Raw genomic sequence first — 24026 nt, forward strand, 5'->3', positions numbered from 1 at the left:
TCTTAAACCGTGCCATGTTTTTTGCTCGGGCGGTCTTCTCTTTTCGTGAATAACATTTCAAAAGCTCCGATCACATATTTTCTGGTATCTTCTGCCTCGATCAGAGTATCTACATATCCGCGTCTTGCTGCTGCCATGGCGCTTTCCTGAGCAGAAGCATATTCTGCCGCCTTTTCATTCAGAAGGGCTGCATCTGCATCAGGATACATGATCCTGGCTGCTTCTCTTGCATCCATCATACCGATCTGTGCATTGCCCCAGGCATAAGTCATATCTGCTCCCAGCGCTTTGCTGTTCATGACTGTATAAGCACTTCCGAAAGCTGATCCGATAACCACATTGACCTTCGGGACTGTAGCATTTGCAAAAGCATATGTCAGTTCTGCCACTGCAGAAGCAATGCTTCTCTCAGAATGCATATCAGCTTTAAAGCCCTTCACATTTGTCAGAGTAAGTACAGGGATTTCAAAAGCATCGCAGAATTTAACAAATTTTGCTGCTTTTCTGGCTCCCTTTGTAGTCAGCACGGCGTCGTATTCTGCTGTCTTATTTCCTTCTGCGTCATACACTTCTGTGCGGTTTGCCACAGCGCCCACTGTCATGCCGTTTAATTTGATAAAACCTGTCACCATCTCTTTTGCATAGGAAGCTTTCACTTCTACAAAAATATTATCATCTGAGATATTTGAAAGAAGGATCGAAGTATCGCCTGATGCGTTCGCCAGATCCGGGCAGACTCTGTTCAGATCATCTGTACACTCTTCATATGATGCATCATCCTCATTGTTAGACGGAAGCATGCATACCAGCTGGCGGATCTGTCCGAAGATATCCTCTTCACTGCCAGTAAAATCAACAGTACCTGCCTCTTCGCTCTGGAACTTTGCAGCTGCTGTATCGCATTTGTCCACGCGGTTATTATCAAGCGCATTTGGAGAGTTTACGAATAATTTAGCTTTGCTGTCCTCCATGAAAGTAAAATCTGTCAAAGCAGAACCTATAGTCATTCCGCCTCCGCATGTTCCGAAAACAGCTGTGATCTGCGGGATCACTCCGGAAGCCATTGCCTGCTTCAGATAAATCTCACCAAACGCGTTCAGAGCGTCTGTAGCTTCCTGAAGCCTTAATCCTGCACAGTCAACGAGACCAATGACAGGCGCCCCCATCTTCATAGCCATGTCATAGATGCCTGCGATCTTCTTTGCGTGCATCTCGCCGATAGAACCTCCTAAAACAGAAGCGTCCTGGCTGTAGACATATACAAGATTACCGTCAATCACACCGTAACCTGTAATAACGCCATCTGCAGGAGTTTCTTTTTCCTGCATGTTGAAATCAGTATTTCTGGCAGTTACACTTCCGCCGATTTCAACAAAACTGTTCTCATCAAGCAAAGACGCTATTCTTTTGCCTGCTAAGCTTTGTGCTGTATCACTCATTTTTCAGCCCTCCATTTTTATATTTTTAATAAAGTAAACCAATTTTCTGCCGATTATAATTGTATCTTGTTTCTCAAAAAATAGCAAGCGTTTTGTCATTATTTTAACAATTTTTTCCCGTAAATTGCCGTCAAAAAATGATGAAAGCCATCAGCCGGTCTTCTTCATCAGGGCATATTGTTTCATGATTTGCTCAAAGCACCACATAAAATCTATCTTTTCCACAGCATCCTTTGTAACTACCGCTTCCTCATATATCAGCTCATCACCCAGGTAATACCTGACACTGCCAACCTCCGCCTGCGCCTCCACAGGAGCTTTAAGCCCGTCACACACATCACATTCCACCCGCACCTGTTCATTTTTTCCAAGGAGCAGCCCTTTTTCCAGCTCTTCTCTCCTGCCACCCACACTCCCCGGCTGCCCGTTTTCACCGGGATCCGCGCCTTCTTTCTCCTCCCGGGCGATCTCACTTTTAAGGCCTGCTTTTACAAATACCTGCCTGCCCGGCCAGCCGTCATCCGTTATCCCATCCTCAACCGGTATATCGGCTATCTCCTGTTCCTCCCACACCTGCCGGTATTCATAATTCTCCAGTCCATATGTCATCAGCTTCTTCGTATCGCTCCACTTATATGTTTTATTATTGGGCCACCCGCAGGCCAGCAGCGCTACAATAAAAGTCCTGCCGTCCCTGTTCAGGGCCCCCACATAGCAGTAGCCCGCCTTTCCTGTAAAACCTGTTTTTCCCGACAGCGCCCCGTCCATCATGCGCAGGAAGGCATTGTGGTTATTGCAGGAAAAGCTCCTGCTGCCCGCCAGGTCTGTAAAACTGTAGGAGACTGTCTGGGTGATTTCCAGAAACTCGTCCTTTTTAGGGGAGTCCATGATACAGTATTTCATGATATGGGCCAGGTCTTCAGCTGTTGTACTGTGCTCCCCTGTCTCATCCTGGGCATCCAGCCCGTTTGGGGTAATGAAATACGTATTCTCACACCCAAGTTCCCTGGCCTTTTCATTCATCAAGGCAGCAAAGCCTTCTACGCTTCCTCCTATATGCTCGGCGATCACTACAGCGGCATCATTGTGGCTCTCCAGCATAAGAGAATACAGAAGATCTTTCAGACGGAATTCTTCACCTGAGGATACGCCAAGGTGCACCTGGGGCATAGACGCCGCATAGGAGGAGGCTGTGGCAGTATCCTCCATATTTCCCAGTTCAAGTGCCAGGATACATGTCATGATCTTTGTTGTGCTTGCCATAGGCTTCTGCTCTTTTCCGGCCTTGGAAAAAAGCACCCTGCCGGAGTCACCATCGATCAGAACTGCTGACTGGGCATAGAGGGACTGCAGCTCCTGCGGTACTTCCGCCTGGTTTTCTGCTGTCCCGGCAGCCTCCTCAGTCCCGGCGGCCTCACCAGCCCCGGCACCCTCTTTTGCCTCTTCCCACACGGCGCTCCCCTGAACAAACCTGCAGGGTACTGTCATAAGTATCATACATGCTGCAGCAGCCGCTGCCGCTCTTTTCCATTTTTTCAAAAAGACTCCTCCTCGCTCATGATATCTGAGTCTGTATCATGTTTGAGTCTATGCCAAAATACGAGATTTTATACTCCAAAAAGCCCCCTCAGGTATTTGTATTCCCTGAGGGGGCCGGGTCTTTCTGTTCAAGAATGCCCCGTCATTCTCGCTACGGAGCGCGCATCATACAGATGCATAACATAATAAGCGGGACGGTAAGCCGGGTTATGTCGTGAATGGCCATCTATCTAGGCCTGATGTCGCCACCAGGCTCGAGCGACCTACCTAAAGCTGACGGGCCGCCATATGCTTTTGTTCGGTCTTGCTTCGGATGGGGTTTACATATGCCCTCTCTGTTGCCAGAGAGGCGGTAGTCTCTTACACTGCCCTTCCAACCTTACCGGTCTCCCGGCGGTATATTTCTGTTGCACTATCCTTAGAGTTGCCTCCACCGGACGTTATCCGGCATCCTGCCCTGTGAAGCCCGGACTTTCCTCGTCTGGCACCTTTCGGTCTGCCAGCCGCGGCCATTTATCCCACTTATTTCTCCGGTATTGTATCATTTCTGCTCCCGCCCGTCAAGTGCAGTCTCAAAACTGGAGCTGAGGAAGTACATTTTTAGGCTGGTCTATAATAACAAGATCTGCTTTGGAATCCATATAATGCTCCCTCTGATGGATGACTACAAGGCTGCTGCCTTCAAAATACCTGAAATAGCTTGAAAATACTTCTGAATCCAGATTTGTTCCAAGCAGGAGCAGTGTATCAGCCTTTTCGATCTCATCCACCGCCCTGGCCAGCAGCCTTGCATCCACCATCTCCCCAAACAGAGAGACCATCGGACGCACAGGCACATTGCACTTCTCACAGATGGGGACTTTCCTGGAATTCATCACATAATCAAGCGAATACTCCCTGCCGCATCTGGGGCACTTATTATCATAAATAGTGCCATGAAGGTTTATCACATTGCTGCAGCCCGCTTTCCGGGGGTGGTCATAGATATTGGCCGTGATAATACACTGCAGTCTTCCCGCCCTCTCCATTGCGGCCATGATCTCTCCTGACGCTGTCGGTTCCGGCGCTATTTTAAGCATTTCCTCCTTATAAAATCTGAAAAATTGTTCCGGCCGGGTATTATAATAAACGCTTGAGAATATCTCTTCCGGCGAATCCCCATACTTCTCCTCGATCTCATATGCCCTCTCAGGGTGCTTGACCCCCACAAAGCCGCCCTCCTCCATCATTCCGGAGCCACATATGGCGACTGTATACCTGCTTTCATCCAAAATTTTCTGAAGCCTTTCAATTTTACCTCTCATGCTTCACCTTCTCCTTTCTATTTCTATATTCTCTCTAAATTCCCTCCTTATCTGCCTTGCGCTGAAATCCATTTTATCCTGCATATCTGCTGCATCAATCGCTGTCTTTTCCATCCATTCTTGGAACCGGCGTCGGCCTTGCGCTGTCAAATACCTGGCTGGCATCAAACAGGTCAGAGACAAGATCAGGATCGTAATACATTCTGTAACCGTCCAGATTCCTCCTGCCCTGCCTCATGAAATTTTCCCCGAACTGTACAAAATATTTCTGGGAATCCACATTACAGTAAATATCAAAGCCCTGGCTCTTCAGATAATCAAACTTACCGTTTGTATTATCAGATGTATACGGCGCGGCTTCTCCAATGTCGGCGCCAAAAGCAAAAATGATAATATTTGTAGGTCCTACAATAGGCTCCACATAACTCTTCCACTTTTCAGTGTCAGCCTTAATATCATCCAGTGCTGCCGCACTGACATCTTTATGTCCCCATGTATGGCTGGCAAACGTCCAGCCGTTTGCTTTCATGGCATCTGCAATTTTAGTTGCCTCAGCCACATCTTTATCAAAATCAAAGTCAGGATTCTCCGCCAGCCATGCCTTCTGGTCGTCCAGCAGATGCTCCTTTACTTTATAATCAATATCTGTCCTGTAACCGAAAACTCCGTTGTAGCCTGTCATGGCAAGTGTCCCCTTCGCGCCTCTGTATGAAAAATCCGGGTGCTCTTTTACAAATGAATCAATAAGCGGGACCATGTCGAAATCTCCAATACTCTCTGTACCGTCTGTGTCTGTGTAGAGAGCCTTCACCTCTCCGTTTTCATCCAGCACCAGCTTATCAGCCATCCCATATCCTGCCTGGTAGTGGTAATAGCTCACGTCATCCTGGGACAGCACAAATGGTATTTTTCCGGGAGGCAGCATGATCTTTCCTTTCACAGCATTACCGTTTTCGTCAAAGGTGACCATATCAGACAGTCTGACCATCACATATCCCTTATCATACATAGACTGGGTGATCTTATTAAACTCGTCTATTGTTGTCATGACCTGATTAATCCCCTTAGATGTGGCGTCATCCGGAGCGAACGCGCGGGCGGGATCCTTCACAAGCGAATGGTAAAATACGTGAGTCACTTCCTCAAGGGGATATTCTACGCAGGAAGCTTTTGCCGCCTCATACTCCGCTGCCTTCGCCTGCAGCTGGGAATCAGATTCATAGCCGGCCATCCCTTTTAGTAATTCAATAGCTCCGTCGTAGTCGTACATAGCTGCCAGCGTATCTGCCTCTGCCGCTGCTGTTGAGGGGTCTGTTCCTGCCGGCAGTGCCTGGGTGCTCCCCTCTGTCTGGCTGCCATCCGTCTGGCCTGTCTCCTCCATCTGGCCATCCGTGGCTGCTTCCGTTGCCGGATCATCAGCTGTACTGCTCCCATCTCCCCGGTTAACTAACTTCACTATGAAAACAGCGCATACTACAAGCAGCACAAGCGCCAGGCCGCCTACTGCACTTCTCACAATAAGCACCTGCTTTTTTCTTTTCGCCTTCAGTTCAGCTATCTTTTTTTCGCGTTCCTGTAAATCCATCCTGTTGCCTCCCTCTCTTTTGTTTTATATTCCCCATGTTTGCTTCATAAGTTTTATTATAGCATGGCTTCCTGCATTTTTCTACTATATCCGGCATATCCTGCCGCTGTCTTCTCCGGCCATATATAATGCCTCAGCCTCGTCATGCGTCACCAGTATCACTGTCCTGCCATTGTATTTTGACTTTGTATAGTCCATTACTATCAGCTTTGTCTCTCTGTCAAGGCCTTTAAACGGTTCATCCATCAGCAGGATGCTGCTGTCTGAGAGCAGAGCCCTTAAAATAGCTACTCTCCTGCACATTCCGCCTGAAAGCTCCCTGACAGGCTGCGATGCGCATCCGGCAATGCCCACGGCATCCATAGCTTCTATTATCTCCGTTTTTGTAATATTCTTGCGGCACACAAGGCGGATATTTGATACCGGGCTTAAATTTCTGCAAAGCCTGTCCTCCTGGAACACGGCGCCCATCTTCCGGCCGTCCAGACCGTCTATTTCCCCGGAGTCTGCTTCCTCCAGCCCCATCAGTATTCTGAGGAGAGTCGTCTTTCCCTGTCCGGAAGGGGCCATCACCAGTGTTATGCTTCCCTCCTTAAATCTGCAGGATACATTATCCAGCACTTTTTTTCCATTATATGATTTAGAAAGGTTCCTTATTTCAATATCCATCTGAACTTATCTCCTCTCCACTCTTCCAACCAGCAGGTCGGTTAACAACAGAAAAATCTTTTCAAAGGCAATGCTGAGAATAATGATGACAATTGTCCAGGAAAACAGGTCCGGCGTTTCCAGATACACTTTGGCCTCATACAGCTTTTCTCCAATGGATCCCGCCGGGATGCCGATCACCTCAGCTGCAACTCCTGCTTTCCAGCAGAGTCCAAGGCCAAGGGAACATCCTGCCCTGAAATATGGCAGCACAGAGGACATGTATATATATTTGATGCGTCTCCAAGGGGATACGTCAAAAACCTCTGTCATTTCCAGAAGCTTTCTGTCTGTACTCTGTATCCCGTTTAATACATTCGTATAGATGACCGGCAGCACCATCAGGAAGGATATGACTACCGACAGATTCCTGGAAGGCACCCATATCAGCACAAGAATAATAAATGATGCTACAGGAGTCGCTTTCACAGCCGCCATGGCCGGAGCTGCCAGTTCTCTCACAAACCGGCAGGCAGCGCCCGCCCCTGCCAGAAGGACGCCGCAGCATGCAGCAAGCAGGAAACCTCCGATTATTCTCCCGAAGGAATAAGCGACAGAGCTCCAGAAATCTGCCTCAGTCCCCAGCTCAAATAAACGTCTTATTACAGAAACAGGAGATACAAGCAGTATCTCCTGTCCAATAATCCGGCTTACGATTTCCCACAGCAACAGCCAGAAAGCTACTGACCAGAGACGGATCCTGGTCTTTTTCCTGTTTTTATCTGCTGTAGTAGAAATCATCCGATGGAAGCTCTCCTCCTACAGCTTTAGGATTCTGCTCCATCAGTACGTTCAGGTAACCGGAAAGCTTCTCTTTAAGCTCCCCTCCCTCGATAAAAGTGATGTTGCAGTATGGCAGGGCTTTCTTTGCAACAGCGGCCGGCACTATATCGTATTTTTCAATTAATGACGCCGCTTCGTCAGTATTGCTGTTTACATATTCAACAGAGTCTTTATAGGAATCCATAAAAGCATCTACCCAAGCCTTATGTTCTTGTGCAAAATCAGTGCGCACGACAACCACTCCTGTTATTAATGCGCTGGGCATCACTTCTCTCCCGCCGCCCTGCTGCAGTTTATCCCATTCTGCTGTAAGGTCCAGGGCGATCCTGATCTTATCATTCTTTGCCTGGGCGGTGGTGACAAAAGGCTGAGGAAGCATGGCAATTCCGTCCTCGTCAGCTGCCAGAGCCGCTACACACTCCGAATGTTCTGATTTCCACTCAATGGTAACATCCTTCTGAGGATCTATCCCATTCTCCTGCAGGATATAATTAAGAGCGTATTCAGGGGTTGCACCCTTGCCGCTGGCATAGACTGTTTTTCCCTTCAGGTCCTCTACCGACTGTACGGCCTCCCCGTTCTCAACAATGTACAGCACACCGAGTGTATTGACAGCCAGTACCTGCACCTTGCCCTTCGTGTTATTATATAATACAGAGGCCAGATTTGCCGGAACAGCAGCAATATCAGCTTCTCCCTGTACAAGTTTTGGCGTAACCTCATCCACAGACGCAGCTATGGTAAAATCATATTCATTTCCATTCACGGCTCCCGCCTCAGAATCCTCCATCAATTTTACCATTCCCATGGCCGTAGGCCCCTTCAGAGCCATGACCCGCACTTTCCCTTCAGCATCTGTCTTATTCAGCGCCTCTGTTTCCAGTTCTGATTCCGTCCCGGCTTTGGCTGCTGTCTCAGACATATCCTCCGCCGTTTCATCTGTCGCCGGCTGCGTTTCTGTCTCCTTTGCCGTCTCTGTCTCCTTTGGCACCTCTGTACTCTTATCCGTCTCTTTTGGCGCGTCAGTCATTTTTTCTGTTTTCTCAGACGCTTCTGTCTCTGCCGGAGTGACAGCCTGTGTGGCCTTTTCCGTATTTCCGCTGCCTGACCCTGCACAGCCTGCCAGCAGTGACAGACTCATGGAAAATGCAGCAAGAAAAGTAATGGCTTTTTTCATAATATTCCTCCTATTTCATCTTTTTGTATTTAGAATCTATTATAGAATCAAATATTCTATTTGTCTACACAAAAGCGCGGTCCCGCAAATGTTACTGTTCACACATCACCGTCCCGCGAGGTGTTTTCGTGCGTATTTTGCACGAAAATCCCGAGGGTTGCAGCGCGAAATGGCGGTTTTTGCCGTTTCTGTGCATCGCGGAGCGTGTTACTGGTCACGGAGTGAACAGTAACCCGCAAATAGTGACATCCCATCAGTGGGTGTGGTATAATGTCGTTAGACATTATACGCGCCAAGTGCGCATCTCCCAGAGGGATACTATATCGCAGATATGGTATAATGAGGCCAGCTGATGTATACTGCAATTACAGGGAAATTTCAAGATAAATATATTGTAGTAGAAGGGAGTATAACTCAACATGGAAGTTACTATGAATCTGCTGATTTGGAACATTATCGCACTGCCCGTCCTGGGGGCTGTTTATGCCGTACAGTTTATTATTCCCAGGAAGTTTTATCTGATTCCCAAGTGTGCCGGCAGCTATATCTGTGTATGCACCGCTGCGCTCGCCCTTGTTCTGGAGGGTAAAAATCCTCTTACGAACCTGGTATTCTGGGGTCTTATATTCTGCATGGCAGGGGATTTTTTCATCGAGCTGAATCTTATCGCCGGAGGTATCTCCTTTGGCGCCGGACATATACTGCTGATACTCTGGGCTCTGGAGCAGGCTCCTCTCCACCCTGCCAGTCTTGTGGTCTGGATTGCCGAACTTATATTGATGGTCCTTATTTTTAAGAAGGAGATACCTCTCATGGGAAAGCTTTTTATTCCCTTTATTATTTATGCAGCCGTACTGACAGGAGATTTCGCAGCCGCAGCTGTCCTGCCTTTTACTGCAGGCATAAGATTTCTGCCGTTTGCAGCAGGCATTCTCAGCTTCCAGATCTCTGACATGATCCTTGGAAAGAAACAGTTCGGCAAACCTGATACTTTTAAGCAAAAGCTGCTCATGTTCCTCTATTATCTGGCCCTGTATCTGATAGCGGCTTCACTGTGGTGACATTCTTATCTCCATATGATATCAGCTTTCCTGCGGGGCGCAGTGCGCCTGTAGGTAACAGCCGGATATCCCAGCAGCATGCAGCAGACAGGCTTTTTTTCACCCAGCCCCAGCCATTCCCTGAGTGCGGGCGCCGCTGACAGGACGCCTGCCGTAAATCCGCTGTATAAAACACCTGCGCCTGAGGCGGATGCCATCATTTCCATATTCGCTGCCGCCAGGCCTGCATCCAGAGGTTCTTCTGATGCTGTCACAAGAAGAGCATCCGCATTAAAAAGCAGAGAGTCCTCACCGCTCTTCTCCCATTTGCGGTATAAAAACTGTATGCTTCTCAGATAGGGGTGGTTCACTTTCTCCATCTCTTCCAGAATGGAGGGCATAGTATCCCACATAAGTTTCCGGAATTCCTCCAGCCGCTCCTGTACAACCACAAATGTGCAGTCCTGCATATTTTTTGCTGTTGCCGTATATCTGCCGGCCTGGAGGATTCCCCCGATCACTTCTTTTTCCAGATGCCTGTCTTTAAAATTCCTGATGCTTCTGCGGAATTTAACTGCATGAAGAAAATTCTCCGGTTCTATCCTGAAGCTCTCACTGTCATATTCTTCCACATCCTCCATCTCATACGAGGGTATGGACACTGCATTCTGCGGACATACTGCCACGCAGTGGCCGCACTGTATACATTTACGCAGCCATGCAGCCCTTCCGTCTTCTAATTTTATTGCCCCGGCGGGACAGTCCTTTATGCACGCGCTGCAGCCTGTACATTTTTCTTTTAAAATTTCAACCATATTATCCTCCAATCCTCTCTGTTCAGTACATTCTCAGTTACATGCCAAAGCCCTGCCTGTGGCTGAGCTTTCATTTTCCATAATGTCTGAGGGCGTTCCCCAGGCAATCACACGTCCTCCATGTATGCCTCCACCCGGGCCCAGATCTATGATCCAGTCAGAATTTCTGATGACTTGCAGATTGTGTTCTACTACAACCACTGTATTTCCGGCGTCTGCTATCTTGTTCAGAAGGACCAGAAAATTCTCCACATCTATGGGATGCAGCCCCGTAGTAGGTTCGTCGATCAGATAGAGGTTCTTCTCCCTGCTTCTGCCCAGCAGCTCTGATGCCAGCTTCAGTCTCTGCCCCTCTCCCCCTGACAGTGTTGTCAGTGTCTGCCCCAGTTCCAGGTATCCAAGGCCTGTCTCCAAGAGCATACGCAGTATCTTTATAATGCCCGGATATTCCTTAAAGACCTCAAGCGCTTCCCAGACGGAGAGCTGCAGCACATCCCTGATGGAATACCCTTTATACTGTATTTCCAGCACTTCATCCCTGAAGCGCCTTCCATTACAGACAGGGCATACCACTTCTGTATCGGGAAAGAACAGCATATTGCTGGCCACCATTCCCAGGCCCTCACATGTCTCACATCTGCCTCCTTTTATATTAAAAGAAAACTCTTTCGCTGTAAATCCCTTTTTCTTAGCTTCAGGCAGGCTGCCGAATATCTTCCTGATCTTATCATAGAGACCGCTGAAGGTAGCCACATTGGAACGTTTCATCCGTGTCAGGGGCGACTGTTCTATGGTTATTACACTGTCAAACTTTTCCAGGCCTGTTATGCAGCAGCTGCCGCCTGCCCGCTGTCCCGGATACTTTGCCAGAATTTCAAATATAAGAGTGGATTTTCCTGAACCTGATACTCCTGTCACACTGATAAGCTTTCCCGTCGGTATGGAGACAGTGATATCCCTCAGATTAAACATAGAGGCATGTTCGATTTTTATGCTTCCCCCATCACCTGTTCTCACATTCCTGCACTTTTCTGCTTCGCGCTTCAGATAATTCCCGGTTATGCTCTCTTCCTGGTTTTTTAGCTGTTCAAGTGTGCCGCAGCCTACGATCTGTCCCCCGTATTTTCCCGCGCCGGGTCCCATATCGATCACATAGTCAGCCGCCTCCATGATATCTGTATCATGTTCTATGACAATCACCGTATTCCCCAGGCCGCACAGATCCTTCAGAATCCTTATCAGGCCCGCCGTATCCCTTGGATGCAGTCCTGCAGTGGGCTCATCCAGCACATAGATGATCCCGGTAAGCTCTGAATCCAGCACAGCCGCCAGTTTTATCCGCTGTGCCTCACCACCTGAGAGTGTCATAGCCTGACGGTCCATAGTGAGATATTCCAGCCCCACATTGATAATGCGGGTTATCTTTGTCTTCAGGTCCTCCAGATAGACTTCCACGAGAGGCCTCTGCACATCGTCCAGAGAATTATCCAGTTCACCCAGCCACTCTGAGAGCTCCTCCATTGTCAGTCCTGACAACTGGGGCAGACGCATCCCCATCACGCTGACCTTGCGGCTCTCCCGGCCAAGCCTCTCCCCATGGCACTTTTGACAGGGCTTTTCGCTCAGATATTTACCCAGCTTTCCTGCATCAGAGCCCTTCTCTGCGACCCTGCGCATCATAGTGTTATAAATACCCTCAAATCTGCCGTCTGCTGCGGTCCTGGGCATCTGGATATCAGGAAATGCCTGGCGGACTGTTTCATTATCCACACCGTAAAGCAGGATATATTTCTGCATCTCTGTAAACTTTTCAACCGGCATATTGGGCTGAAAGAAGAGGTTATAATGAAAGAATGCTGCATACAACACTTCAATCTGATATTCCTTATATTTCTGTTCCCAAAAATCCACAGCCCCCTCTTCCAGGGAAAGCTCTTTGTGGAGTATACGCTCTTCCTCCACGCTGATGATCTTTCCCATGCCCTCACACTTGGGGCATGCACCCTCTCTTGTGTTATAAGAAAAGAAGGTTCTGGTCAGCTTCTTCATTTTCCCGCCGCATTCACTGCAGTACATAAAGACTGTAAACTCATCCTTGTCTTTTACCGCCTCTTCCACACAGCTGCTTGCCAGTATCTCTTTCCCGCAGTATGGACAGGTGCGTTTTCCCAGCTTTTCATATATCATCCTCAGATCCGTGTAGATATCTGTCAACGTTCCAACTGAGGATCTGGGATTTTTATTGCAGCTTGTCTGCGTAATGCAGACTGCCGGGGAGGCGCCTTTCAGATACTCTATATCCGGCCGTCTGATCCCCTGAAAGCTGATAGCCTCCAGATACTGCCTCTGGCATTCCTGATAAATGACATCCATTGCGAGAGTTGTCTTGCCGCTTCCCGACAATCCAGTCAGCACCACAAGTTTATTCCTTGGTATCTCCACTGAAATATTTTTCAGGTTTCCTTCTTTTACTCCCGTTACTATAATAGAATTTTTCAAGCAGAATGCCCTCCATAACCTTTACATTTACATTTTCTTAAGTTCCCTGGGAAGCCATTTTCCCTTCCACGCATATATAAAAACACCCAGCATGGCAAAGATCCAGGATACGGGATACCCCCAGAGTACAGTGTCGAGTGAAGGCCAGACGAGCGCTGCCAGATTTACCCACAGCATCCTGATCCCCACCATGCTCCCAACCATGATAAACATAGTAGCCAGTGATTTTCCCGCCCCTCTGAAAACGCCGCCCAGAACCTGGGCTACAGTAATGCATACATAGAACGGCGCCAGGATAGTCAGCATTGTATATCCCACATCATTCACAGAAGTATCTCTTGTAAATATAGAAAGCGCAGTTTTTCCAAAGACCAGCAGTACTATTGTCATGATGATGCAGTATGCCAGCCCCACAAGAAGAGTCTTCACTGCTCCCTCTTTTACACGCTGACGTTTGCCTGCTCCCACATTCTGGCCTGTATATGTCATGGCAGCCATACCAAAGCTCATGATCGGGAGTACCACAAATCCGTCTATCTTCATGTAAGAGCTGCAGCCTGCCACAGCGTCTGAACCAAAACTGTTGATATTTGCCTGTACAACTACATTGGAAAGAGAGATGACAGCACTCTGAATCCCTGAGGGGATACCCATATTCAGGATCCTTTTCATCATCTTTGCGTCTATCCTTATCTTCTTCAAATCCAGAGTATAAATATCCCTGTCCCTCATGAGAGTCGCGATCACCAGCACCGCTGAAAAAGCCTGGGAGAGGATCGTAGCCAGGGCTGCACCCGCTACCCCCATGCGAAAGGCAATAACAAAGAGCAGGTCCAGCAGGATATTTAATACGGAGGTAATACAGAGATAATAGAGCGGCCTTTTGGAATCTCCCACCCCGCGCAGGATACCCGCCCCCATATTATAGAGAAGGTTAAAAACAGAGCCGCAGAAGAAGATCCGCAGATAGACTACAGACTGCTCCATGATCTCATCCGGCGTTCCCATCCATTTAAGTATCTGCGGCGACAGAAGAACGCCTGCCACAGTCAGTATAACTCCTCCTATAAGACTGAAGGCGATGGATGTATGTACTGCCCACTGCATTTTTTCCTTATCCTTTGCACCGTAATACTGTGCTATGATAACACCTGCTCCAGTCGCGATCCCAAGAAAAAGCCCTATCAGCAGATTGATCAGGGAATTGCTGGATCCTATAGCTGCCAGCGCCTGTTTGCTGATAAAATTTCCTGCGATGACCGAATCGGCAGTATTATACAGCTGCTGAAAGATATTCCCTATCAGCAGCGGGATGGAAAAAAGCAATATAGCTTTGACAACCCCTCCCTGTGTCATATCAAGTGTCTTAACTTTCTTTTCTGTCTCCATTTAACGCTCTCCTTTCCCTGTTCCTGATACTTTTACTTCAATGGCATAAAAAGAGCATTTACAGCCGCTCTACGGTGTAAACACTCTTTCCTGCTGCCGCAGGCATCTTTCTTTTACGCCTGCACTTTATTTAATTATAGTCTCAGGTCAGGAACATGTCAAACTAAATCCTCTGACTTCTTTACATCCTTCTCTGGCAGGCCCTCGAACTGACAGTCCTCTTCTGCCTCCTCCCGCTCTATCTCCCGCTCCATCCTTTCCATTGCTGATCTGCAGGATAGGGGCAGCTCTGTAACAGATGACACAATATTTGATTCCTTCATTGATCAATTACCTCCTGTAATATTACAAAACATATTATGCCGCCTGCCTCTGCCCTCTATACATATATGTCACACGATCTCCCCCAGCGGAGAGATCCCGATGCCTTCTTCCAGAAGCGCTTTCCTGATTTTTTCAACAAAAGCGAGAGCTTTTTCTCCGTCTCCGTGGACGCATACAGAATCTGCCTGGATGTCAATATCCCTGCCTGTTACAGACGTGACTTTCTTTTCTTTAATCATGCGGACTACTCTTTTGATAGCCAGTTCTTCGTCATGGATCATTGCCCCGGCTTTTCTCCTGTTCACCAGGCTGCCGTCTTCCTCATAGGCTCTGTCTGCAAATACCTCCAGCGCTGTGCGAAGGCCCATATCTTTTGCAGCCCTGGCCAGTTCGCCTCCTGAAAGCGCCAGCACGATCAAGTCTTTGTCAAATTCCCTTACAGCCTGGCAGATTCCTCTTGCAAGCTCATAATCCCCTGATGCCATATTATACAGGGCGCCATGAGGTTTCACATGTGAGAGCTTCACTCCATTTGCCCTGCACATCCCATCCAGGGCGCCTATCTGATAAAGCGTATACGCCTTGGCTTCCCCTGACGTCACATCCATATTTCGCCGCCCAAACCCCATGAGATCCGGGTAGCCGGGATGTGCTCCGATGCTGATCCCAGCCGCTTTTGCCCTGGATACTGTCTCTTCCATCACCACAGGGTCAGAAGCATGGAATCCGCATGCCACATTCGCCGAACTGATTAAAGGGATGATCTTTTCGTCCATTCCCAGAGTATATCTTCCGAAGCTCTCGCCCAGGTCACTGTTTAAATCTACCTTGTACATTCTTCTCTTCCTCCTAGTCAATACCCATCATCTTTTCTATGAATGAAGTATCCGCCTCCCCTGCACAGAATACAGGATTGCGGAGTATCTGATACTGGAAATCCAGATTCGTCTCCACTCCCAGGATCACCATTTCATCCAGAGCTGAACGCATCTTCTGCAGGGCTGCCTCCCTGTCAGGCGCATGGACAATGACCTTGGCTATCATGGAGTCGTACTCTGAAGGAATCTTATATCCCGTGTACAGTGCAGTATCCACCCGAACGCCGTTTCCGGCCGGAAGATGCATATGCTTTATCAGACCCGGGCTTGGCATGAAATTTTTTTCAGGTATCTCGGCGTTGATGCGGCACTCTATGGCGTGTCCTCTCTGTATGATATCACTCTGCTTAAAGCTCAGCTTTTCACCCATGGCCACACGGATCTGTTCGATGATAAGGTCTGTCCCAGTCACCATCTCAGTGACACCGTGTTCTACCTGGATACGCGTATTCATTTCCATGAAATAAAATCCCCCATGGGGATCCACGATGAATTCAATGGTACCGGCATTTGTATAATTGACTGTCCGCGCAGCCAGAACTGCACAGCGGTTCATCTCTTTCCGCATTTTTTCAGATATAGCCGGGGACGGAGATTCTTCAATCAGCTTCTGATGGTTTCTCTGCACAGAACAATCCCTCTCGCCGAGAGCTGCCACATTTCCATGCGCATCAGCCATTATCTGGATCTCCACATGGCGGGGATTCTCTATAAAACGCTCTATATACATAGTATCATCCCCGAATGCATTTGCCGATTCCCTCTGTGCCATATTGAACTGGAATTCAAACTCCCGGGCATTTTTTGCCACGCGCATTCCCTTTCCCCCGCCGCCTGATGAGGCCTTTATCATGACAGGGTATCCGATCTCCTCTGCTGCCTTTTCCGCTTCTCCGGCATTAAAAACAGGCTCCTTTGTCCCCGGCACCACAGGTACCCCGGCATCCATCATAGTCCTGCGTGCCTGGGATTTATTCCCCATCCTGTCTATGACATCTGCCGAAGGGCCGATAAATGTAATCCCGTTTTCTTCACACATCCTGACGAATCTGCTGTTTTCTGACAGGAACCCGAAGCCGGGATGGATGGCATCGGCCCCCATATTTCTTGCGGCGGTGATAATCCTCTCCATATTCAGGTAGCTGTTCCTGGCCGGCCCCTCCCCTATGCAGATCCTCTGGTCCGCCAGCTGCACATGAAGGCTTTTTGCATCCTCTTTAGAATAGATGGCCACACTTCTGATTCCCATGCAGCGGCAGGCGCGGATAATACGGACTGCTATCTCGCCCCGGTTGGCTATTAATATTTTGTTAAACATAAGCCCAGTCCTCCCTGCACGATCATAATTTCTTTACCCGGAAGAGCGGCTGGCCGTATTCCACCTTCTGCTCATTGCTCACAAGCACTGCCTCTATCTCACATTCAAAATCACTCTGGATTTCATTCATCAGCTTCATAGCTTCCAGGATACAGACTGTCTGTCCCGCTTTAACCACATCGCCCACGCTCACAAACGGCGGCTCTTCTGGAGACGCGGCCGCATAGAATGTACCCACTATGGGAGATGTGATAAATGCTTCATCCTCCTCAGTTTCCGCCTCGTAAAGCCCCTGCACTGCCTCCGCAGCTGCCAGTCCTTCCACTGCAGCAGCATTCTTGTTTATCTTACTCATGGTGATCTTTAAATCCCCTTCTTTCACAGAAAACTCTGTGAGGGAAGATTTTTCGATTATTTTAACAAGTTCCTCTATTTGTTTTAAATCCATGTATGATCTCCTTATTCCTCTATGATTATTCTACTGGTCAAAAAGCTTGCAAAGCCTCTTCGCTACAAGACGGCAGTCCAGCACCTCTTTACATGGCCTGTATATCTGCTTGCGGAACTCATCCATCTCCCTGATCTCATCCAGGTACAGCTTCTGTGCCTCCTGGACTGTGATTGCCTGAAAACGTATCTTATGGTCTGTCTTGCGCTGTACCAGCTTCGGTATATCTACTGAGGCCACAGCCGCTATCTTGGCATAGCCTCCTGTAGTCTGCCTGTCTGAGAGCAGTATGATGGGTTTGCCGTGGGACGGCACCTGTATGGCGCCAAATGCGATACCATCTGAGATAATGTCCGCTGTATCCCTGTAGGCTATAAACGGTCCTTCCAGCCTGCAACCCATTCTGTCAAAGTCGCTTGTAACCACATATTCACTGCCAAGAAATGTCTCTATACCCTGTTTTGTGAATTTACTTTTCTGCGGCCCCAGTACGACACGCAGAGTGGCATCCTCCTGATCAAATTCATCCAGGTCCAGCTTTCTGGACAGGAAATACGGCAGATAACGCCTTTTCATGCGGAACCCTAAATAATCCCCATCCTCCAGCTTTCTGCCTTTGAACCCTCCCACAGAGCTTCTGATATTTGTAGAACGGCTCCCCATGACTACCGGGATATCCAGATAACTGGAGAAGGCAATGTAACCTCTGCTGCCTGTCCTGGCGCTGCTAAACTTAAGTATATCTCCCTTGTTCATATATATGGCTGTATACATGGGCGCAGGACTGCCATTGATCACAGGCTGGAAATCTCCCCCTGTTATGGCTATGATAGTCTCAGATGTAAACTGCAGGGTCGGCCCGATCAATGTAAATTCCAAAACTGCTTCATTCTCCGGATTGTCCAGAAGGAGGTTTGCAATCTTAAATGAGCGCACGTCCATAACCCCTGATACGCCAAAGCCCTGGCTCTGGTAGCCTGTTCTTCCCAGATCCTGGACCGTAGTCAGCATTCCGCCTTTTAACACACGTATTCCCATATCACACCTCTCCTTCGTGAATAACCGGCTGATAGACTCCCTTGTCCGCCAGTTCTTTTATCCTGAAAAACTCTGATTCATCTATGGGAATAAAGCGGATATAGTCTCCGGCTTCAAACAGTATGGGCTCTTCTCTGTCCGGGTCATACGTCTTCACCGGAGTCCTTCCCAGAAGCTGCCATCCGCCCGGTGAATCAAGAGGATATATGCCTGTCTGGGATCCGCCTATCCCCACACTGCCTGCGGGTATCATCATTCTCGGGTCAGCAAGCCTGGGCGTGTGTATTCTCTCATCCAGGCCTCCCAGATAAGAAAATCCCGGCAGGAATCCCAGCATATAGATCAGATAATCCCCTGAAGAATGTATTCGTATTACTTCTTCTTTGGAAATACCTGCATGTTCCGCTACAGTACTGATATCAGGGCCAAATTCCCCGCCGTAGCATACAGGGATCTCTATTATCTTTTTTCTCACTTCTTCTGCGGCTGTCTCCAGCTTTACAAGATGGCGCATGCGCCTCTCTATCTTTTCAAATGATATGACTCTCGGATCATAATTGATCAGAAGTGAACAGAATGCCGGAATTATATCCACGACACCCTGGATCTGCTGCTCTCTCATCAAACGGACGGTTGCCGTTATTTTTCTGTTTATTTCAGGGCTTATCTCATTTCCGAATTCGATCAGAATTGACGAATCACCCGCTGCTAAAAACTTGATTTTCTGCATTATACCTCTCCTACCCTGTGCTGTTCTTACGCAAACAGCTGACCCAGATTTGCCAGTGAAGTGATTCCCAGATAGGCCGAAAGCAGCACAACTACGATCCCGGAGATAAGCAGCCACACAGGATGGCGGTATGCCTCACCCATGATCTTTTTCTTCTGGGATGCCACAAGGCACACTCCCAGAGTCACAGGAAGGATCAGACCGTTGAGGGCCCCTGCCAGAACAAGAAGCTTTGCAGGCTGGCCTGCCAGAGCCATGATCAATGTTGATACAGCGATAAAGCCGATGGTGACCCACTTTTCCTGTTTCTCAATCGTCCTGCTCAGCGTTTTCAGGAAGGAAACGGAAGTATATGCCGCTCCTATAATAGATGTGACTGCTGCACAGAGGAGTACAAGGCCGAAGAAGCGGTATCCCAGCTCGCCCGCCCCCTGCCTGAATGCATCCGCTGCCGGGTTGCCGGCATCGAGAGCCACACCTTTCACAACTACGCCCAGCACTGCCAGGAAAAGAAAGATACGCACGATTGTGGCAATGACCATTCCCATCAGAGAGCTCTTGTTTATCTCTTTGAGATTTTCTTCCTTTGTAACGCCCCCGTCAATCAGCCTGTGGGCGCCTGCAAAAGTGATATATCCGCCTACCGTGCCTCCCAGCAAAGTAAGGATGGCCGGAAACAGCTTCACAGGGCCTGTAGACGGCAGGAAGGTTTCCTTTAACGCCTGTCCCACCGGAGGCTTGACAATAACGATCACAATAAAGATGACTACGATCATTACACCGCCCAATACCTTTGTCAGGGTATCCATAGCCTTTGTAGCATTTTTAAGCAGGAACACCACGATTGCAATCGCACCCGCAAGGAAGCACCCCGCTTCAACGGGGATCCCCAAAAGGGCATTGAATCCAAGAGAGCCTCCGCCTACGTTTCCGATGTTGAATACAAGGCCTCCCAGGACGATCAGCACAGCTACAAAGTAACCCAGTCCTGGCAGCAGCTTGTTCGCCACATCCTGTCCGCGCATCCCGGAGACGCACAGCACTCTCCACACATTGAGCTGCACTACGACAGACAGCAGGATCGATACAAGAATGACAAAACCAAAGCTGGCCTGAAAATCGCTTGTGAATTTTGCCGTCTGTGTAAGGAAGCCTGGTCCGATCGCTGATGTTGCCATAATAAATGCAGCGCCCAGGAGCGCCCCTCCGTGAGATTTTTGCTTTTCTTTCATTTTACACTCTCCTTTTTTCTCATTTTCATATTGATTATATACAATTAATACAATTTGTGCAATATTTATCTGGGATATACATGCTCTATGCTTGAGTATATCCATTTATACTGTAAAAATCGCATCAGTCCTGAAAATTGACAAAAGTCTGAGTGATATATGATGCAGGCTAAGTCTGAAGCGCGAAACGGCGATTTTAAATGATAGTCTGCAGTTTGCCATATTTCAGGCTGAACACTGCATCGGCCTGTTCTGCCAGCTCATTCGAGTGTGTAACGATCACCACACATTTGCCTTCCTCATGAGCGCTCTCCTTAAGGATTTCCGCAATATCCTGTGCCGTATCTGCATCCAGATTTCCCGTGGGTTCATCTGCCAGGATGACCGGAGCCTCAGATGCCAGCGCCCTGGCAATGGCCACACGCTGCTGCTGCCCGCCCGAGAGCTTCAGCACATTCCGTTTTGCCTCATCCTTTGTAAGCCCCAGCCTCTCCAGATACGGCAGAGGAGGCTTCCTGGCAATCAGCCTTACATTTTCCTGGGGCGTCATGTAATCAATCAGGTTATACGTCTGAAACACAAAAGAAACATGTTTTCTTCTGTGTTCATCCAAACCAGTCTGTTCAATATCTGTTCCGTCAAACAGAACCCTGCCGTTTGACGGACTGTCCAGACCGCCCAGCAGAGAAAGCAGTGTGGTTTTCCCGCACCCGGAAGGTCCCAGGATGGCATACATCTTTCCTGCCTCCATCTTTGCATTGATACCTCTCAAAACATACTGTTTATTATCATATGTATACGTAATTTCCTGCAGCTCCAATATACTCATATTATTTTCATCCTTTCTATTATCTCTCTTGTTTTAATATACCCGGCGGTAAAACGCCCCTGGCTCAGCTCATCTTAGCCAATATCTCCCGGGGCTTCAGTCTCATGACAGAGACGGATGCAATACCGGCTGAAATGGAAATAACAGCCAGCCCTGCCAGAAAAAGAAGGATCATATCCTTTAGCTGTACAGTAACCTCCAGATCTGCGGGCCCCATCTCCCTGATCCCATCCTGTGTACCTATGCCTGAGCCTCCCCTACTGCCTGCATCCGCTCCCTCATCTTCCTCCTGTACCCCAAAGGCTTTTTGTCCTGCCGCCAGAAGCTCACCTGTTCTGGATACAGCCGCGCTTGATGAGAAATATGATAATAAAAATGCAGCAAATGCTATCAGCATCAGTTCTGCCATATACTGGCCCAGAATTGAAGATTTCCTTATCCCTGCCGAGAGGAGCACACCTGTTTCATGAACTCTTCCCCGGGCCCATAAGGTGAGGATCAATGACAGAACAGCCACACTCGCAACAAGTATTATGACCAGAAAGGCAGATGCAAGTCCTGACAGCTGTTTCAGGGAAGATACTGTACTTTCATAGCTGTCATTTTCTTCCGTGACAGTAAATCCTTTCCAGTCCACCCCCTGGATCTCCTTTATCTGACTCATTATACTCTCCATCTCTTCCGGGTCCAGAACAGACACTTCCAGTTCCTTAAATCCCTGTACAGACGGCCCATTCTCCATCTCCACCAGGGCAGACAGATCTGTGATTATCAGATTCTGTATTTTATCATAAGTTGTAACCTGCTCATTGACGCTTTCAAGTTCTCTTGGGATAAAAAGCCCTGCTATTTCTAAATCAAATCCCTTTTCTGTCCGTATGGTATCACCTGTTTTCAAATCATTTTTCTCAGCCAGGTCTTTACTGATCAGAACCTTTTTGTGATCCTCCGGCGTTATATGCCTTCCCTCCGCAAGAGTGAGCCTGCCTGATGTAAACAGGCTGTTTTCACTGCTTTTCCACGTACCGATGATTTTGGCTGACTGCCTGAATTCTTCTACTATGGGGACATTCCCCGCAAACCACTTCATATCAGGGCAGGTGACAAGCGATTCATCTTCTGCGCTGCAGTATTCAACACCTTTTATATTTCTGATCTGTTCCACCAGTTCAGGTGAGATCTGCTGTGTTGTATAGATAAGCATCCCGTTCTCATTCTGTTCAATTTTCAGATACGGATTATTTTCAGAATAATCACAGGCCACAAGAAATTTTCCGCCTATGCTTTTCTTCAGATTCTCTCTTGCCGTCTCCGAAGCGCTCCCCAGTGACAGAGCCGTCAGTACTAAAGTGGCCATGACCAGAAAGACAATAAAAAGCAATGTGCTTTTCCCCTTCTTCCTGACAATGTACAGCCACGCGCGGTTGATAAAATTCATAATATATTCCTCCTTCATAATTTTGTATTTACATCACTGAAGGCAGAATATCATTCCAATGTGTAACTAATATGAAGCCGGAATATTGCTGCTGACAAAAAAATACCGTCTTTCAGAAGTCTGAGACTCTGAAAAACGGTATTTTTATGTTTAGTAATATTATTTATCTGATAAACAGATTCGCCAGCAGGACGATTACAGGTATGGCGATAATCGTCCTTTCCAGGAAGATCAGGAAGAGTTTCCAGAGATTCAGCGGAACCTCACTCTTAATAATAATGGTGCCTACCTCTGTCAGGTAGATGATCTGTATCAGCGAGAGCACACCGATAATAAATTTTGTCTTCACTGATGTAAGGCCTGTGATCAGCAGCGCAGGGATGAACATATCCGTGAAGCCGACAAGAGTTGCCGGAGCAGCCGCAAACGCTTCCTCTACACCAAAGAGCTGCAGATACATCCCCATAGGATAAGAGAGCCACTCAAATACAGGCGTATACGTAGCTATGATAAGTGCAACAGTCCCCCATGACACTACAATCGGAATAAGGTCAAAGAGCATACCTACGACAACCTCAAAACCGCTGGAAGCAACTGATCTGATACTGAATTTTTCAGCCCTCTTGCAGCTTAGCTCCACTGCATATGCAAATATACCCTTTTCCTGAGGAACATCCTCACTCAGCTGATTTCCCACTTCTTCCTTATATGTATTCGGGATCGTCCTGATAGGAGGTATCCTGGCAATAATCACCGCAAGGATAATTCCCACTATACAGATACACAGGTAAAAAGCCGGAAAAAGATTGTCAATCCCCACAGTATTTGCCACCATAAGGCAAAAGGGGATAGAAACTATAGAAAAGTTTGTCATGATATAACCTGCTTCTCTTTTCGTATAGAATCCCTTCATGTACTGTTCCCGTGTCAGAATGACCGCTGCATTTGATGCACCGAACCAGGAGGCCATCAGGTCTACAGACGCCCTGCCCGGCACATGAAACAGTGGGCGCACAACAGGCCTTAAGAGCACTCCTAAAAACTCCATTATGCCGCAGTCCGTGAGAAAGGGCAGAATAAAGCTGAATGCCACAACAATACAGAAAAGTGTCCCGCACAGATCTATGATCGTAGCTCCAGTGTCAGCAGAGGTGACAATTTTCGGTCCGGCCCCGAAAACCACCATGCATGCAAACACCGCGCCTATTACCTTTGAGACAAGATAGAGGGGCGTAGTTGTAAATGCTTTTGTCATGTAATGATTCTTTCTGATAAAATCAGGCTTAAAAAAATGATCAATCAGGCTCATGACCGCTGATAATACAAGCAGGCCTGCAATCATATAATTCAGCCCCGGACCAAGCAGGGTCTTGAGGCCGGATTTCAAAAAGTCCAGCAGGGTTGTGAAGGATTCTCCCTGTGGTATAGGCACAAGAAACATCACTACACCAAATGCAGAACACAGGATGAATTTCGATAAATTCTTTACATTAACGCTTGAATGCTCCATTTT

21 protein-coding genes and 1 other RNA gene are annotated in these 24026 nt (G+C 48.0%); 1 reads left to right on the top strand and 21 read right to left on the bottom strand.

Annotated elements, in window-relative coordinates; all coding sequences use genetic code 11:
- Window positions 1-2: 2 nt before the first annotated feature.
- From NSB28_RS03325 to NSB28_RS03360, 8 genes are all read right to left on the bottom strand, one after another.
- On the bottom strand, window positions 3-1439 hold the full coding sequence (locus NSB28_RS03325; RefSeq protein WP_109624208.1) for an acyl-CoA carboxylase subunit beta: 1437 nt from the start codon (window positions 1437-1439) through the stop codon (window positions 3-5).
- A 150-nt stretch (window positions 1440-1589) separates the two neighbouring features.
- Window positions 1590-2978, bottom strand: coding sequence for a D-alanyl-D-alanine carboxypeptidase family protein (locus NSB28_RS03330; RefSeq protein WP_257497431.1), 1389 nt, complete (start codon window positions 2976-2978; stop codon window positions 1590-1592).
- Between the two features lie 182 nt (window positions 2979-3160).
- Window positions 3161-3503, bottom strand: an RNA gene (gene rnpB / locus NSB28_RS03335) — RNase P RNA component class A.
- A 47-nt stretch (window positions 3504-3550) separates the two neighbouring features.
- A complete protein-coding gene (locus tag NSB28_RS03340) occupies window positions 3551-4282 on the bottom strand; it encodes an SIR2 family NAD-dependent protein deacylase (RefSeq protein ID WP_109624207.1) in 732 nt (243 codons plus the stop codon).
- Between the two features lie 94 nt (window positions 4283-4376).
- Window positions 4377-5867 (bottom strand): polysaccharide deacetylase family protein, encoded by a 1491-nt coding sequence (locus tag NSB28_RS03345; RefSeq protein WP_257497432.1) that lies wholly within the window; start codon window positions 5865-5867, stop codon window positions 4377-4379.
- A gap of 84 nt (window positions 5868-5951) precedes the next feature.
- A complete protein-coding gene (locus NSB28_RS03350) occupies window positions 5952-6536 on the bottom strand; it encodes an ATP-binding cassette domain-containing protein (RefSeq protein WP_109624206.1) in 585 nt (194 codons plus the stop codon).
- Between the two features lie 6 nt (window positions 6537-6542).
- Complete coding sequence (locus NSB28_RS03355) at window positions 6543-7316, bottom strand: ABC transporter permease (RefSeq protein WP_109624205.1); 774 nt, start codon at window positions 7314-7316, stop codon at window positions 6543-6545.
- Window positions 7294-8535 (bottom strand): ABC transporter substrate-binding protein, encoded by a 1242-nt coding sequence (locus tag NSB28_RS03360; RefSeq protein WP_109624204.1) that lies wholly within the window; start codon window positions 8533-8535, stop codon window positions 7294-7296. The genes NSB28_RS03355 and NSB28_RS03360 overlap by 23 nt, the downstream gene beginning before the upstream one ends.
- A 431-nt stretch (window positions 8536-8966) precedes the next feature.
- Between NSB28_RS03360 and NSB28_RS03365 the strand changes: the two genes are divergently transcribed.
- Window positions 8967-9596: a lysoplasmalogenase gene (locus NSB28_RS03365; protein ID WP_257497433.1), complete on the top strand. Its 630-nt coding sequence runs from the start codon at window positions 8967-8969 to the stop codon at window positions 9594-9596.
- Window positions 9597-9601: 5 nt separating this feature from the next.
- Here NSB28_RS03365 and NSB28_RS03370 read toward each other — a convergent pair whose 3' ends face one another.
- The 13 genes from NSB28_RS03370 to NSB28_RS03430 all read right to left on the bottom strand — a co-directional run bounded on the left by NSB28_RS03370 (window position 9602) and on the right by NSB28_RS03430 (window position 24023).
- Complete coding sequence (locus NSB28_RS03370; protein ID WP_109624202.1) at window positions 9602-10390, bottom strand: nitroreductase family protein; 789 nt, start codon at window positions 10388-10390, stop codon at window positions 9602-9604.
- 33 nt (window positions 10391-10423) lie between these two features.
- The gene (gene uvrA / locus NSB28_RS03375; RefSeq protein ID WP_109624201.1) at window positions 10424-12889 is read right to left on the bottom strand and encodes an excinuclease ABC subunit UvrA; all 2466 of its coding nucleotides are present in this window, start codon (window positions 12887-12889) and stop codon (window positions 10424-10426) included.
- A 27-nt stretch (window positions 12890-12916) separates the two neighbouring features.
- On the bottom strand, window positions 12917-14278 hold the full coding sequence (locus NSB28_RS03380) for an MATE family efflux transporter (protein WP_109624200.1): 1362 nt from the start codon (window positions 14276-14278) through the stop codon (window positions 12917-12919).
- Window positions 14279-14436: 158 nt separating this feature from the next.
- Window positions 14437-14601, bottom strand: a complete 165-nt coding sequence (locus NSB28_RS03385; RefSeq protein WP_257497434.1) for a hypothetical protein — start codon at window positions 14599-14601, stop codon at window positions 14437-14439.
- 69 nt (window positions 14602-14670) lie between these two features.
- Window positions 14671-15438 carry a LamB/YcsF family protein gene (locus NSB28_RS03390; RefSeq protein WP_109624199.1) on the bottom strand — a complete coding sequence of 256 codons (768 nt, stop codon included), beginning with the start codon at window positions 15436-15438 and terminating at the stop codon, window positions 14671-14673.
- 13 nt (window positions 15439-15451) lie between these two features.
- Entirely contained in the window at window positions 15452-16798 is a 1347-nt protein-coding gene (gene accC / locus NSB28_RS03395; protein WP_109624198.1) for an acetyl-CoA carboxylase biotin carboxylase subunit, read from the bottom strand.
- 22 nt (window positions 16799-16820) lie between these two features.
- On the bottom strand, window positions 16821-17246 hold the full coding sequence (gene accB, locus NSB28_RS03400) for an acetyl-CoA carboxylase biotin carboxyl carrier protein (RefSeq protein ID WP_109624197.1): 426 nt from the start codon (window positions 17244-17246) through the stop codon (window positions 16821-16823).
- A 30-nt stretch (window positions 17247-17276) separates the two neighbouring features.
- Window positions 17277-18284 (bottom strand): 5-oxoprolinase subunit C family protein, encoded by a 1008-nt coding sequence (locus NSB28_RS03405; RefSeq protein ID WP_109624196.1) that lies wholly within the window; start codon window positions 18282-18284, stop codon window positions 17277-17279.
- 1 nt (window position 18285) lies between these two features.
- Window positions 18286-19014 carry a 5-oxoprolinase subunit PxpB gene (gene pxpB / locus NSB28_RS03410; RefSeq protein ID WP_109624195.1) on the bottom strand — a complete coding sequence of 243 codons (729 nt, stop codon included), beginning with the start codon at window positions 19012-19014 and terminating at the stop codon, window positions 18286-18288.
- Between the two features lie 26 nt (window positions 19015-19040).
- On the bottom strand, window positions 19041-20246 hold the full coding sequence (locus tag NSB28_RS03415) for an NRAMP family divalent metal transporter (RefSeq protein ID WP_109624194.1): 1206 nt from the start codon (window positions 20244-20246) through the stop codon (window positions 19041-19043).
- Between the two features lie 196 nt (window positions 20247-20442).
- Window positions 20443-21075: an ABC transporter ATP-binding protein gene (locus NSB28_RS03420; RefSeq protein ID WP_109624193.1), complete on the bottom strand. Its 633-nt coding sequence runs from the start codon at window positions 21073-21075 to the stop codon at window positions 20443-20445.
- Between the two features lie 64 nt (window positions 21076-21139).
- Window positions 21140-22513: an ABC transporter permease gene (locus tag NSB28_RS03425; protein WP_257497435.1), complete on the bottom strand. Its 1374-nt coding sequence runs from the start codon at window positions 22511-22513 to the stop codon at window positions 21140-21142.
- 163 nt (window positions 22514-22676) lie between these two features.
- Window positions 22677-24023: a YjiH family protein gene (locus tag NSB28_RS03430; protein WP_109624191.1), complete on the bottom strand. Its 1347-nt coding sequence runs from the start codon at window positions 24021-24023 to the stop codon at window positions 22677-22679.
- Window positions 24024-24026: the final 3 nt, after the last annotated feature.

Origin of the sequence: Murimonas intestini (assembly GCF_024622195.1) — a bacterium.
GTDB classification, from domain to species: domain Bacteria; phylum Bacillota; class Clostridia; order Lachnospirales; family Lachnospiraceae; genus Murimonas; species Murimonas intestini.

Bases quoted from the DNA above. Each gene is read 5' to 3' on its own strand.
- NSB28_RS03355 (WP_109624205.1), bottom strand. From the start codon at position 7,316: ATGATTTCTACTACAGCAGATAAAAACAGGAAAAAGACCAGGATCCGT.
- NSB28_RS03405 (WP_109624196.1), bottom strand. From the start codon at position 18,284: ATGGGAATACGTGTGTTAAAAGGCGGAATGCTGACTACGGTCCAGGAT.
- NSB28_RS03430 (WP_109624191.1), bottom strand. From the start codon at position 24,023: ATGGAGCATTCAAGCGTTAATGTAAAGAATTTATCGAAATTCATCCTG.
- NSB28_RS03370 (WP_109624202.1), bottom strand. From the start codon at position 10,390: ATGGTTGAAATTTTAAAAGAAAAATGTACAGGCTGCAGCGCGTGCATA.
- NSB28_RS03340 (WP_109624207.1), bottom strand. From the start codon at position 4,282: ATGAGAGGTAAAATTGAAAGGCTTCAGAAAATTTTGGATGAAAGCAGG.
- NSB28_RS03380 (WP_109624200.1), bottom strand. From the start codon at position 14,278: ATGGAGACAGAAAAGAAAGTTAAGACACTTGATATGACACAGGGAGGG.
- NSB28_RS03345 (WP_257497432.1), bottom strand. From the start codon at position 5,867: ATGGATTTACAGGAACGCGAAAAAAAGATAGCTGAACTGAAGGCGAAA.
- NSB28_RS03420 (WP_109624193.1), bottom strand. From the start codon at position 21,075: ATGAGTATATTGGAGCTGCAGGAAATTACGTATACATATGATAATAAA.
- NSB28_RS03365 (WP_257497433.1), top strand. From the start codon at position 8,967: ATGAATCTGCTGATTTGGAACATTATCGCACTGCCCGTCCTGGGGGCT.
- accB (WP_109624197.1), bottom strand. From the start codon at position 17,246: ATGGATTTAAAACAAATAGAGGAACTTGTTAAAATAATCGAAAAATCT.
- NSB28_RS03350 (WP_109624206.1), bottom strand. From the start codon at position 6,536: ATGGATATTGAAATAAGGAACCTTTCTAAATCATATAATGGAAAAAAA.
- NSB28_RS03385 (WP_257497434.1), bottom strand. From the start codon at position 14,601: ATGAAGGAATCAAATATTGTGTCATCTGTTACAGAGCTGCCCCTATCC.
- NSB28_RS03415 (WP_109624194.1), bottom strand. From the start codon at position 20,246: ATGAAAGAAAAGCAAAAATCTCACGGAGGGGCGCTCCTGGGCGCTGCA.
- accC (WP_109624198.1), bottom strand. From the start codon at position 16,798: ATGTTTAACAAAATATTAATAGCCAACCGGGGCGAGATAGCAGTCCGT.
- NSB28_RS03425 (WP_257497435.1), bottom strand. From the start codon at position 22,513: ATGAATTTTATCAACCGCGCGTGGCTGTACATTGTCAGGAAGAAGGGG.
- NSB28_RS03390 (WP_109624199.1), bottom strand. From the start codon at position 15,438: ATGTACAAGGTAGATTTAAACAGTGACCTGGGCGAGAGCTTCGGAAGA.
- pxpB (WP_109624195.1), bottom strand. From the start codon at position 19,014: ATGCAGAAAATCAAGTTTTTAGCAGCGGGTGATTCGTCAATTCTGATC.
- NSB28_RS03360 (WP_109624204.1), bottom strand. From the start codon at position 8,535: ATGAAAAAAGCCATTACTTTTCTTGCTGCATTTTCCATGAGTCTGTCA.
- NSB28_RS03325 (WP_109624208.1), bottom strand. From the start codon at position 1,439: ATGAGTGATACAGCACAAAGCTTAGCAGGCAAAAGAATAGCGTCTTTG.